This window comes from Actinacidiphila paucisporea (assembly GCF_900142575.1).
Lineage (GTDB): Bacteria > Actinomycetota > Actinomycetes > Streptomycetales > Streptomycetaceae > Actinacidiphila > Actinacidiphila paucisporea.
This window is the reverse complement of the sequence record NZ_FRBI01000004.1, coordinates 360,153-372,472: the sequence shown is the minus strand read 5'-3', so window position 1 is coordinate 372,472 and position 12,320 is coordinate 360,153. Positions and strand designations below refer to the sequence as shown.

The window sequence follows — 12,320 nt, the reverse complement described above, 5'->3', positions numbered from 1 at the left end:
GTCGCGGTGGTCGCTCACGTCGTTCTCTCTTTCGGGTCCGCGGGGCGGGCGGCGAGGCGGGCGGTGCCCAGGATCAGGTCGGCGCCGCCGAAGTCGGGGTCGTCCAGCTCGGTGCCGTCGTCCACGGCGAAGAGCACCTGCGGCTCGCCCTGGCGCACCGCGGTCCCGACCGGCGGCGAAGCGGCGTGCAGCGCCAAGAGGGCGACCAGATACGGCAGGTCGGGGTCCCTGCGGCGGGCCTCCGCGAGCAGCCCGGACAGCCGGCGGGGCGCGTCGTGCGGCAGGTCGAGCAGGTCGAGGGCGGACTCCAACTGCTCGTCGGAGAAGCGGCTGTCGTCGGGGGTGGCGACGAGGTCGGGCTCGGGCATCTCCGCGCCCAGGTGGTCCCTTTCGACCGGCGGGGTCAGCAGCAGGTCGATCAGGTCGGTGACGCGGACCGCGGCCGGGGTGCGCAGGCCGGTGCCGCGGGCGAAGAAGGCGTCGGTCACCCGCGAGGCCCGCTCCACCGGCAGCGGCAGCAACGGTGCGACGAGCTGGCCGTACAGGTCGAGGCCCGCGCGCGCGGGCGGCGCGGCGAAGGCCTGCCGGTCCTGCTCGGCGCGGAACAGCGGCCCGGCCTCCAGCAGCCGTGACTGCAGCTGGGTGTGCCGCCGGATGCAGTCCTTGACGATGTCGACCAGCTCGGCGGCCCGCCGCTTGTGCTCGGGCTCCTCGGCCTCGTCGCGCGCCTTGCGGATGTTGGTGAGGATCGCGTTCTCATGGCGGTAGCGGTCGGCGACGTGGTCGAGGGCTTCGGCGATCATGTCGGGGACCTGCCGCAGCCAGTCCACGGCCCGGACATTGCGCCGGGTCGCCTCCAGGGTGCGGCGCAGCGTCTCGGCGTACTGGACCGTGCGGTAGCGGGCCTGCTCGGCGGCCAGTTGGGCGTCGGCGAGCCTGCCGCGGCTGATCAGCACCTCCAGCTTGACCTCGGCGGCGATCTGGGCGCTGGTGACGTCGGTGTCGAGCGCGCCCACCAGCACGTTGACCGCCTCGTCGGTGGTGCGCAGGTAGACGCTGCCGCCGGGGCCCGGCACCTCCTCGATGAGCTTGAAGTCGTAGTCCCGCCGCACATAGGCGCCGTCCGCGCCGAACGTGCCGTAGACGGCGCGGAATCCGCGGTCGGCGCTGCCGACGTTGATCAGGTTCTCCAGCACCCAGCGGGCGACCCGCTCGTGCTCCGGATGGCCGCGGGCCGGGGCCTGGGCGGCGACCCGGGGCAGCAGCCTGGCCACTATCTGGTCGTGGTCGGCACCGGTGTCGAAGTCCATGTTGAGCGTGACCAGGTCGATCGCGGCGAGCGCGACCTCCGCCATCGCGTACACCGAATACTCGCCCGCGAGGTTGGCCTTGCGGGTGTCGAGGTCGTGCAGCGGCGCGGTGCAGGCGAGTGCCTTGAGCCGGCGGGCCAGGCCCTCGTCGGCGGCGGGGCCCGGGGCCGGCCGGGCGGCACCCGGCAGGGGATACGGGACTGTGGTGGTCACGCCCCACACATTAGGCGGTGCCACCGACAACGAACGAAACGGCACGGATCGGCACGGGGCGGGCACGCGTTGTCGGTGCGGGATGCCATGATCGGGGCACGGGAATCCTACGGCACCGGTGGACACGACGGGGGAACCATCATGGCGGACACGGGCGGAGGGGCGGCCGGGGCCGAAGTCGTCGAGGCCATCGAGACCATCGACCTCAACGCCGATCTCGGCGAGGGTTTCGGGCGCTGGCACCTCACCGACGACGACGCGCTGCTCTCCGTGGTCACCAGCGCCAATGTCGCCTGCGGCTTCCACGCCGGCGATCCCGCGACGATGCGGCGGGTGTGCGACCGGGCCGCCGCCCGCGGGGTGCGGATCGGGGCGCAGGTCTCCTACCGCGACCTGGCGGGCTTCGGGCGGCGGTCGATGGACGTGCCGCCGGTGGAGCTGGCCGCGGAAGTCGCTTATCAGATCGGTGCGTTGGAGGTCTTCGCGCGCGCGGCCGGCGCGTCGGTGGCCTATGTGAAGCCGCACGGCGCGCTGTACAACCGGGCGGTGCACGACGCGGAGCAGGCCGCCGCCGTCGTGGAGGGCGTCGTGCTGGCCGGCCGGCTGCCCGTACTGGGCCTGCCCGGCTCGCAGTTGCTGGCCGCCGCCACCAGTGCCGGGCTCCCCGCGGTGACCGAGGCCTTCGCCGACCGCGCCTACACCGCCCAGGGCACTCTGGTGCCGCGCCGCGAGCCCGGCGCCGTGGTGGAGGAGCCGGACGCGGTGGTGGAGCGGGCGGTGCGGATCGCCTCCGGCGGCGGGGTGACGTCGGCGGACGGGACGCCGGTGGGGATCGCGGCGCGCTCGCTGTGCGTCCACGGCGACACCCCGGGCGCCGCGCGACTCGCCGCCCGAGTGCGGCAGGCGCTGGAGGCGGCCGGGCTGCGGTTGGCGGCGTTCGCATGAAGTGCCGGGTGCTGGCGATGGGCCGCGGTGCCGTACTGGTCGAGACCGAGGACGGCGAGCGCGCGCAGGCGCTGCACGCCGAACTGCTGCGGCGGCGCGAGGCCGGGGAGTTTTCCGAGGTACGGGAGATCGTGCCGGCCGCGCGAAGCGTCCTGGTCGCCGGCCTCACCGACCCCCGCGCCTTCGCCGCCGCGGTGTCCGGCTGGGACGTGCCTCCGGTCGAGGCCGGCCGGGCCGAACTGCGCGAGGTGGCCGTACGGTTCGACGGCCCGGACGTCGCGGAGGTCGCCGCACTGTGGTCGGTACGCCCCGACGAGCTGCCCGGCATCGTCACGGCGACGCCCTTCCGCGTCGCCTTCTGCGGCTTCGCCCCGGGCTTCGCGTACCTGACCGGACTCCCCGCCGCCCGGCACGTCCCCCGCCGCCCGACCCCGCGCACGGTGGTCCCCGCCGGCTCCCTCGGCCTCGCAGGCCCCTACGCGGGCCTCTACCCGAGGTCGTCGCCCGGCGGCTGGCAGCTGATCGGCACGACGGACGCTCCGCTGTGGGAACCCGGCCGCGAGCCGGCCGCACTGCTCTCCCCCGGCACCGAGGTGCGCTTCGTCCTGGCGGACCGGTGAAGGGGGGTGCGGGCCCGGGGGGCCCGCAGGGCTCGGGGGGCTCCGAGGGCGAGTGGGCGTACGCGCCCGGGCGTGTGCTCGCTATGGAGGTGGCCGCCGCGTTGCCGGCGCCGGGCTTTCCGCCCGGGATCGCCGATCCGGCGGGGCGCGGACACGTGACGGGGGGTCAGGGGTGAGCGCGGCGGTGTTGCAGGTGGTGCGGGCCGGGGCGTTGACGACCGTGCAGGACATCGGCCGGGCCGGGTTCGCGCATCTCGGGGTGCCGCGGTCCGGGGCGTTGGACCTGCCGGCCCAGAGGTTGGCGAATCGGCTGGTCGGCAATGGCGAGCGGGCCGCAGGGCTGGAGACCACCGTGACGGGATGCGCGCTACGGGCGTCGCGGACGGTGCTGATCGCGGTCACCGGGGCGGGCTGCCCGGTACGGGTCGACGGCCGGCCCGCGGCCTGGGGTGCGCCCGTGGTCGTGCCGGCCGGCGCGGTGCTCGACGTCGGGGCGGCCACGGTCGGGTTGCGCAGTTACATCGCGGTGGCCGGCGGGCTCGCTGTCGACTCGGTGCTGGGCAGCCGGGCCACGGACCTGCTGTCCGGGCTCGGCCCGGCGCCGCTCGCCGACGGCGACGAGTTGCCCGTCGGGCGGGACCGGAACCGCGGCGCCGCGGCCGATGTCGTGCCGTACGGCTCGGCCGGTGCGGAGCTGGTGCTGCCGTTCCTGCCCGGTCCGCGGGACGACTGGTTCGCGCCGGGCTCCCTGCGCGCCCTGGTCACCGGGCACTACACCGTCTCCCCCGCCTCCAACCGCATCGGCCTGCGCGTCCAGGGCCCCGCGCTGAGCCGAGCCCCCGGGCGGGACGGCGAGCTGCCCAGCGAGGGCATGGTGCCGGGGGCCGTCCAAGTGCCGCCGGACGGCCGCCCTGTCGTCTTCCTCGCCGACCACCCCACCACCGGGGGGTATCCGGTGATCGGCGTCGTTCCCGAGGAGTCGCTGCCCTCCGCGGCCCAGTCCGCGCCCGGCACGAGGGTCCGCTTCGTGGCCCTGCGGGCCGGGCGGCCGGTGCTGTGAAGTAGCCCCGGCCGCGCGATTCTCCCGACGGTTCGTCGTGGCTGGGCGCGCAGTTCCCCGCGCCCCTGACGGGCTGCCCCCCGTTCCGCACACGACGGTTCGTCGTGGCTTGTCGCGCAGTTCCCCGCGCCCCTGACGGGCTGCCCCCCGTCCGCACGCGACGGACCGTTCTAGCCGGGGGCGGACGGCCGCGCGGGCGGCGGCGCCGTAGCGGGCCCGCAGCCGCGCGTCGGCGTGCAGCAGGCGGACGGCGGTCCGTACGGCGAGGTCGTCCCCGGGCGGGACGAGCAGGCCGGTCCTGCCGTGGCCGACCAGGTCGAGGGGGCCGCCGGCGGCCGGGGCGATCACCGGGACGCCGCTGGCCATGGCCTCCTGGACGGTCTGGCAGAAGGTCTCGAACGGGCCGGTGTGGCAGAAGACGTCGAGCGAGGCGTAGAAGCGGGCGAGGTCGTCCCCGGTCCTGCGGCCGAGGAAGACCGCGCGCGGCAGGGCCTGGCGCAGCCCGGCGGCGCTGGGGCCGTCGCCGACCACGACGACGCGCACACCGGGCAGTTCGCAGGTGCCGGCCAGCAGTTCGACGTGCTTCTCGGCGGCGAGCCGGCCGACGTAGCCGACGATCAGCTCGCCGCGCGGGGCGAGTTCGCGGCGCAGCGCCTCGTCGCGGTGAGCGGGGTGGAAGCGAACCGAGTCGACGCCGCGCGGCCACAGGTGGACCCGGGGCACGCCCTGGCCGGCGAGCGCGGCGGCCGCGGCGGTGGAGGGGGCCAGGGTGCGCGCGGCGGCGGTGTGGACGGCGCGGATCCGGCGCCAGGCGGCGGCCTCGCCGGCGTTCAGGTACGTCCTGGCGTAGCCGGCCAGGTCGGTCTGGTAGACGGCGACCGCCGGTATGCCCAGCCGGGTCGCGGCGGCGAGGCCGCGTACCCCGAGGACGAACGGACTGGCCAGGTGGACGAGGTCGGCGCGGTGCGCGGCGATGGCGGCGGCGGTGCGCCGGCCGGGCAGCGCGACGCGCACCTGCGGGTAGCCGGGCAGCGGCAGGGAGGGGACGCGGACGACCTGGCAGGGGTCGTCGGCGTCCTGGTCGTACGGGCCGGCGGGCGCGACGACCATCGGCTCGTGGCCGCGGCGGGCGAGGTGTTCGGCCGTGCGCAGGGCGCAGTGGGCCACTCCGTTGACGTCGGGTGGGAAGGACTCCGTGACGATGGCGACTCTCATACGGACGTTGTCGCCGCGCCGGACGTTGTCAGGGCCACGAGGATCTTTCCCGAAGGGGAACGCCCCATGAGCGTTGGGCCGCGCTCAGGCCACGGGCCTGGACGTCCGCGACGGCACGGGCTCTCCCGCCCCGGCGACCCCCGGCGCCGCGCCACCGGGGGGAGCCCGACGACGGGCTCCGGGATCAGCGGGAGGTGCCGCCGGAGCTGAGGCGGCCGCGGACGGCCGTCTGGACCTCCGCCTCCTCCGCGGGGTCGGCGGCCAGCCGGCGCAGTTGGGTCAGCACCCGGACGTCGCCGGAGGCGGCCCGGTGCGCGGCCAGTTCGCGGGTGGCCTCCTCGCAGTCCCACAGGCACTCGACGGCGAAGCCGGCCGCGAAGCCGGGGTCGGCGAGCGCAAGGGCGCGGGCGGCGGTGCCACGCAGCTGGGAGGAGGACGTCTCGCGGTAGAGGTGCCGCAGCAGGGGTGCGGCGCGGCAGGCGGCGAGCCGGCCGACGCCTTCGACGAGGGGGTCGAGCCCTTCGGCGTCTGCGCCGCCCGACTGGACGGTGCGGCGCAGTGCGGCGAGGACGAGGTCGGCGTCGGCGGGGCCGCCGTGGCGGGCGAGCATCCGGGCCGCGGCCGCGCCGAGCGGGTCGGTGCGCACCGCCCAGCAGCGGGCGCGGGCCATCGCGGCGTCGTCGTACATGCGCGCGAAGGACTCGACGGCGGCGCGCACCACGCGCTCGTCGACGGCCTCGGCGGCGGCCTCGATCAGGTCGAGGCACTTCGGGTCTCGGCGGTCGGCGAGGTGCCGCAGGGCGGCGGCGCGGGCGGCGGAGGGGCCGTGCAGGGCGGCGTCCAGCAGGGCCGGACGGTCCTCGGGGCCGGCGACGGCGGCCAGGCAGCGGGCGGCGGGCTGGTCCCTCTCTGCGCAGGGGTGGGCGTCGAGGCCCTGCTGCGCCCATTCCAGGACGGCGCCGACGCTCCAGCCGGGGGTGGGCCCCGCCGAGCGCATCTGGCGCTGCCAGCGGTCGAAGCTGACCTGTTCCGTGGCCTGCCTGACCCTCTCCGCGGTGGCGGGGTGCGAGGCGTCCTCGGCCCAGAGCTGCCAGGGGCGGGGTTCGTAGGCCTCGCGGACCGCCCGGGCGAGGGCGGCGTCGCCCTCGGGGGTGCGGGGGAAGCGGGCGACCACGGCGGGGCCCAGGGCGCGCAGCCCGGCCTCGCCGTCGCGTACGGCCAGTTCGTCCAGCGCCCATTCCCAGCAGCCGCCGGTGGCGGCGTAGCGGCGCAGCAGGTTGAGGGCGTCCCTGCGGCCGTATCCCGCCAGGTGGCCCAGTACGGACAGGGCCAGGCCGCAGCGGTGCTCGTCGGGGACGATCAGGTCGTCGGGGCGGAAAAGGTGCTGTTCGATCCCGTCGAGCGGGCCCTCCAGGTCGGAGTAGAGCCGCGCGTAGTAGAGGGAGCGCGACTCGACGCGCCAGTCGAGCCGCGGGTCGCGCAGCACGCAATGCTCCAGGGCGGCGAGCGCGTCGGCCCGCGGTGCCGCGAGGGCGTGCAGGGGACCGTCTCCGCGCCCCCGCTGGAGGAGGCCGAGAAGGGTGCCGCTGGGCGCTATGTCTGGGTCAAACATGAGGTCAGCATCCGGTGCGGGGGGTTGCATGGCAACGGGATTTCCGCTGCTGATGCCCGGCATCCTTACCGATCACCGGGCATTTCACACCTGGTGGCCGGGGCGGACCCCGTGGGGACGGGCGGCGGCAGCCTACCGACTCGGCGGCGCGCTGTCGCTTCGGGAGCGCCTCGCGGGCGGGGGCAGGGTGGCCCCCGGGTGACGTACGGGCGGCCGGGGGGCGGCGGTTGCGCGGCCGAAAACCCGCTGGGCTGTTGGCATATGCCGCAAGCACCACCAGTTCGGGTATCGCGGAAACCCTTACGACCCATCGCTCCCTGTGCAACAGTCGTTACCGGTCCCTTCCGTCCGCCACGGCCGTTGAGAGCCTGCCAGCAGACACGTTCGGAGTGCGTCATGCCGTCCCCTACGCACGCGGATCACGCCGCCGCGCAACCGCCGGACCCCGGTACGGTGGACGCGCTGATCTCCCAGGCACGCCAGCTCAGGACCCGGGTCGACGCGGTCCTGCGGGACAGCGACACCGCCGGAGACCCGCAGCTGCGCTGGCAGCGTGCGCTGTGCGACCTGGCCGTGCACCAGCTGGACGACCTGGGCACCCACCTCGGGCAGCTCAGGGACGGCCTGGACCCCGCCGACCTGCCGCCCGACGGGCTGCTGCTGCTCGATGTGCCGCTGCAGCCGTCCCGGCCGGACGCGGCCGCGGTGGGGGCACTGGGCCGGGCCGGCAGCGCGCAGTGGGACCTGCTCACCGACGGGGCGCTGTGGTCGGACGAGCTGTACCGCATCTTCGGCCGCTCCCCCGAGGACGGCCCGCTCACCCTGGACGAGCTGCCGTCCTGGCTGTTCGCCGAGGACCAGGCGGTGCTCACCGAGATGGTGACCGGCTGCCTGGTGGACGGCCGGCCGATCGACGGCGAGTTCCGTATCGTGCGCGCGGACGGCTCGGTGCGCACCGTGCACATGGTCGGCGAGCCGGTGCTCGGCGCCGACGGCGGCACCGAGTCGATGTGGGCGGTGCTGCGGGACGTCAGCGATCTGCGGCGCAGCCAGCGGACGTTGCGGGAGACCAGGGAGTCGCTGCAGCGGCAGCGGCAGATCGCGCAGACCGAGCGGCGTATGGCGGTCGAGCTGCAGGAGGCCGTGCTGCCGCCGTGGCGCGGCGCCCAGCGCTTCCCGCTGGACGGGGGGCCGACCACGATGGACCTGGCGGCGCACTATCTGCCGTCCGCGACCAGCGCCCTGATCGGCGGCGACTGGTACGACGCGATGCAGTTGCCGGACGGGGCCTCCTTACTCACCGTCGGCGATCTCACCGGACACGGTGTGGCCGCCACGTCCGGCATGGCGATGCTGCTGGGCGCCCTGCGCGGAATGGCCGTCGCCGGCCTCCAGCCGGGCCCGCTGATGGGCTGGCTCAACGAACTGCTCGACACCTCGCCGCAGCCCGCCCTCGGCAGCGCCCTGTGCTGCCGGTACGAACCGGCCACCCGCGTGCTGCACTGGTCGCAGGCGGGCCACCCCGCCCCGCTGCTGTTCCGCAACGGGACAGGGCGGTCCCTCGATCCGCCGGACGGCGTCCTGCTCGGCGCCACCTCGGGCGCGCAGTACACCCAGGCACGCGAGCAGCTGGCACCCGGTGACCTGCTGGTGCTGCACACCGACGGCCTGGCGCCGCGCCGCGTGCTCGTCGACACCTCGACGGGCACGGCGGAGGCCGCGGCGGGCGGGAACCGGCTGCTGGCCATGGCCCCGCTCTTCGCCGCCGCCAGGACCGCGCAGGACTGCGTACGGCTGGTGGCGGAGGAGTTCGGCACGCCGGACCGCGAGGACGACGCCTGCGTGCTGATCGCCAGGATCCTCTGACCACTGCTGTCCGGCCCGTTCGGCGGCGGGACGGCGGCATGTCGTACGGCGGCGGCCGGATACCGGGGTGCGGGCCTGCCGGGGTCTGCCTCAGACGTCGCGGTAGCGCGGGGCGCCTCCGCTCTTCTTCCGTCCGGGCAGGGTCGACTCGATCTCCTCGCGCAGGTCCTGGATCCGCGTGTAGTCCGAGTAGCGCCCGGTGAGGCGGTACATCTCGCGCAGCCGGTCCCAGGTGCGGTGCGAGGAGGTCTGGCCGATGGTCAGCAGCGCCATACGGGCGTAGCGGTCGGCCTGTTCCGGATCGTCGGCGATGAAGCAGGCCGAGGCCAGCGAGAGGTAGTCGAAGATCATCGACCGCTCGTGGCCCGAGGTGCGCAGCGAGATCGCCTGCTTGGCGTGCACCTGGGCCTGCGCGGCGGCCGACGGTTCGTGCTCGGCCAGCGTGCGGTAGGCGAGCGCCTGCATGCCGTGCAGGTCGGCCTCGTCGAAATTCTGCATCCAGCTCGGCGGGGGCACGTCGCCCTTGTCCGACACGAACAGTTCCTCGGCCTCGCCGAGGGTGCGCCGCATCGCCTGGCCGCGCCCCAGGGACGCCTGCGCCCACGCCTCGATGGTGTGCAGCATCGCACGGGTGCGGGGCAGGGTGCGGTCGCCGGAACCGGACGAGGCGAGCTGCATCAGGTCCAGCGCCTGCTCGGGCTTGCCGAGGTGCACCATCTGCCGGGCGGCCCGGGACAGCGCCTCGCCGGCGCGCGGGCGGTCGTCGCCCTCGCGGGCGGCGTGCGCGGCGATCAGGAAGTATTTCTGGGCGGTGGGTTCGAGCCCGATGTCGTGCGACATCCAGCCGGCCAGGACCGCCAGGTTGGCCGCCACCCCCCACAGCCGGCGCTGCAGGTGCACCGGGTGCCGGTAGGAGAGCATGCCGCCCACCTCGTTGAGCTGGCCGACGACGGCCTTGCGCTGGAGCCCGCCGCCGCGGGCGGCGTCCCAGGCGCGGAAGACCTCGACCGAGCGCTCCAGCGACTCGATCTCCTGGGAGCCGACCGGGACCGCCTCATAGCGGTCGTAGTCGGCCTGGTCGGCGTGCAGCGGATGGTCCAGCCTCGGTGCGTCGGCCGCCAGGGCCGGGTCGGTGTGCAGCCAGTCGTACATGGCGTTGCTGATGACGGTTCCTGAGGCGAGCGCGGCGCCCGCGCCCACCAGACCGCGTCGGTTGAGCATGAGGTCCATTCCCGTGAATTCGGTGAGGACCGCGGCTGTTCTTTCCGGCGGCCACGGGAGGCCGTCTCCGGTCTGTCTCTTTCCCGTCTGCCGGCGCCGGTCGAACCCGAGATCCTCGATGGTCACGACACGGCCGAGACGCTCGGTGAACAGCGCGGCCAACACTTTCGGCACGGGTTCGCGCGGCGACTCACCGGTGTCGATCCAGCGGCGCACGCGCGACGTGTCGGTCGCCAGCTGCGGGTGGCCCATGGCCGCCGCCTGCCGGTTGACCAGCCGCGCGAGTTCGCCCTTGGACCAGCCGGTGAGACCGAACAGGTCCGCGAGTCGGGTGTTGGCCTCATTGCCCACGTCAAGCCCCCAGGTTCCTCGGCGCTGTTGACACTATTCCCCCCGACAATCGCCCCGCGACTATTCGCCAGGGTTCGCCAGGGTCCGCCAGATGGTCTGCCAGGGGCCGCCGGGTGTCAGGTAGGAACGCGCCACCCCGCCCCGGAGCCGCATTCCCCAGGGTGCGGTACCGGGCCGGGGTCGGCGCTCCCGAACTCGTAGGCACGTGAAGGGATCTGCTTCTTCCCATGTATTCGGCATCGTCCTCCGTGTCCGCCCCGCCCCGCCCCGCCTACCCCGCCGTGGCGGAGCCGGCCGTCAGAACGCGCCCCGCAGCAGGACTGCGGCGCGGGACGCTCGGCGGCCCCCATCCGCTCAGCGGGAGAATCGACTTGACCGGCCCGCAGGGAGCCCAGCTGCGCACCGCGGTCGCAGCGGTACAGCGCATCTGCCCCGAGTTCACTCCCGTGCAGCTGCTGCGCCGCGGTGGCCGTACGGCCCTGCTGATCGGCACCTCGGGTCGCTCGCCGGCGGTGGCGAAGTGCCTGCTGGACCACTCGCCCGCCTGGGCGGATCGTTTCCGCCACGAGATAGCGGCCTACCGGACCTTCGTCCGGCACCGGCCGCCGGTGCGGGTGCCGCGGCTGATCGCCGCCGACCCGGACAGCTGCGTCCTGGTGATGGAGCGGATGCCCGGACGGGTCGTCTCGCCGCAGCGCCACCCTTCCCGGCCGCCGAGCCGGGGCGACGTGCGCGCCGCCCTGACGGCGTACGCGCGGATCAACATGTGGCGCCCGCCGCCCGGTTCCTTCGACGCGCCGATCGACTACCCGGCCAGGATCAGCCGTTACCACGAGCTGGGCCTGCTCACCGACCGGGACATGGGCGACCTGCAGAAGCTGCTGCACGGACTGGCCCACGCGCAGGGGCAGTTCTGCCACGGCGACGCGCTGCTGTCCAACGTGCTGCTCTCGCCGGCCGGCCCCTCGCTGGTCGACTGGGAGCACGCGGGCTGGTATCTGCCCGGCTACGACCTGGCGGTGCTGTGGTCGGTGCTGGGCGACGACGAGGCGGCACGCCGCCAGATCAGCCAGCAGGCGCAGGCGCCCGGTCCGGCGGCGCGGGACGCCTTCCTGGTCAACCTGATGCTGGTGCTGACCCGGGAGATCCGTACGTACGAGACGGCTGTGCAGCGCACCATGCGGTCCACCGCACCGGCGGCGCCCGGGGCCGCGGAGACCGGCGAGGAGCAGCGGCTGCTGCTGCGCAGGCTGCACGACGACTGCGGCCTGGCGCGCAGGGCCGTACGCGCCGCGGTCGGCACGCGGTGAAGGACGGCGGGCTGAGCGCGGGGGCTCAGCCGGGCCGGACCACCGCGGCGTCCCCGATCCGCGCGGCGTACCCCGACGCCGGCCTCAGCCGGCCTGGAACATCTCCGCGGGCAGCGGCTTGAGCAGCTGGTAGAGGTCGTCGGTGATCGGCCGGTCCCAGGTGGCGATGGTCACCTGCACACCGTCGCTGCGGTCGAACTGCGCGCAGGCGACCCGCGACTCCGAGATCTTGATCCGCCGGACGATCAGCAGTCCGTCGCCCTGCCACACCGGGGTGTCCTCGATCTCGGTGACCTCGGCGGGCTCGTCGTTGCCGAGCGCGGCGAGGAGCTGCGCCACCTCGAAGGGCACCTGGCCCTCACCCAGCTCCCGGGCGGGCGAGCCCTCCGGCAGGTTGCCGATGAGCATCGCGGGGCCCCGGCCGCCGAAGAGGTCGTAGCGCAGGTAGATCCCCTCGCACCGCCCGTCGGGCCCTGGCAACAGCCCGGCCCCGAGGTCGCCGGGCCAGTCCCCCGGGTCCATCGCGAGTACGTCGAAGTCCGGCCCGGTGGGCGTGGCTGCGCTGCGGCGGCGGAGGAAGGACATGCGGCCATGGTA

The 12,320-nt window shown here is 74.9% G+C and carries 9 protein-coding genes and 1 pseudogene; 5 read left to right on the top strand and 5 right to left on the bottom strand.

Annotation, left to right across the window (positions count from 1 at the left end):
• Positions 1-14 precede the first annotated feature (14 nt).
• Positions 15-1,523, bottom strand: a complete 1,509-nt coding sequence (locus BUE44_RS09620; protein ID WP_200804377.1) for a hypothetical protein — start codon at positions 1,521-1,523, stop codon at positions 15-17.
• A gap of 141 nt (positions 1,524-1,664) precedes the next feature.
• Between BUE44_RS09620 and BUE44_RS09615 the strand changes: the two genes are divergently transcribed.
• The 3 genes from BUE44_RS09615 (at position 1,665) to BUE44_RS09600 (ending at position 4,148) form a co-directional block, all read left to right on the top strand.
• Positions 1,665-2,468: a LamB/YcsF family protein gene (locus BUE44_RS09615; RefSeq protein WP_073496116.1), complete on the top strand. Its 804-nt coding sequence runs from the start codon at positions 1,665-1,667 to the stop codon at positions 2,466-2,468.
• On the top strand, positions 2,465-3,088 hold the full coding sequence (locus BUE44_RS09610; protein ID WP_073496114.1) for a 5-oxoprolinase subunit B family protein: 624 nt from the start codon (positions 2,465-2,467) through the stop codon (positions 3,086-3,088). Before BUE44_RS09615 ends, BUE44_RS09610 begins: the two co-directional genes overlap by 4 nt.
• A gap of 172 nt (positions 3,089-3,260) precedes the next feature.
• Complete coding sequence (locus tag BUE44_RS09600; RefSeq protein ID WP_073496111.1) at positions 3,261-4,148, top strand: 5-oxoprolinase subunit C family protein; 888 nt, start codon at positions 3,261-3,263, stop codon at positions 4,146-4,148.
• A 174-nt stretch (positions 4,149-4,322) separates the two neighbouring features.
• Here the strand turns inward: BUE44_RS09600 and BUE44_RS09595 are convergent.
• Positions 4,323-5,363 (bottom strand): annotated as a pseudogene (locus BUE44_RS09595) (glycosyltransferase family 4 protein); the annotation flags it as partial.
• A gap of 184 nt (positions 5,364-5,547) precedes the next feature.
• Positions 5,548-6,975, bottom strand: coding sequence for a hypothetical protein (locus tag BUE44_RS09590; protein WP_073496109.1), 1,428 nt, complete (start codon positions 6,973-6,975; stop codon positions 5,548-5,550).
• A gap of 396 nt (positions 6,976-7,371) precedes the next feature.
• Between BUE44_RS09590 and BUE44_RS09585 the strand changes: the two genes are divergently transcribed.
• Complete coding sequence (locus BUE44_RS09585; RefSeq protein ID WP_073496108.1) at positions 7,372-8,841, top strand: PP2C family protein-serine/threonine phosphatase; 1,470 nt, start codon at positions 7,372-7,374, stop codon at positions 8,839-8,841.
• A 90-nt stretch (positions 8,842-8,931) separates the two neighbouring features.
• On the opposite strand, the gene BUE44_RS09580 is transcribed toward BUE44_RS09585, so the two are convergent.
• Positions 8,932-10,413, bottom strand: coding sequence for a DNA-binding protein NsdB (locus BUE44_RS09580; protein WP_073496106.1), 1,482 nt, complete (start codon positions 10,411-10,413; stop codon positions 8,932-8,934).
• A 227-nt stretch (positions 10,414-10,640) separates the two neighbouring features.
• Here BUE44_RS09580 and BUE44_RS09575 point away from each other — a divergent pair, with 227 nt between their 5' ends.
• Positions 10,641-11,723, top strand: coding sequence for an aminoglycoside phosphotransferase family protein (locus BUE44_RS09575; protein ID WP_073496104.1), 1,083 nt, complete (start codon positions 10,641-10,643; stop codon positions 11,721-11,723).
• A gap of 84 nt (positions 11,724-11,807) precedes the next feature.
• Here BUE44_RS09575 and BUE44_RS09570 read toward each other — a convergent pair whose 3' ends face one another.
• Complete coding sequence (locus tag BUE44_RS09570) at positions 11,808-12,308, bottom strand: hypothetical protein (RefSeq protein WP_073496102.1); 501 nt, start codon at positions 12,306-12,308, stop codon at positions 11,808-11,810.
• Positions 12,309-12,320: the final 12 nt, after the last annotated feature.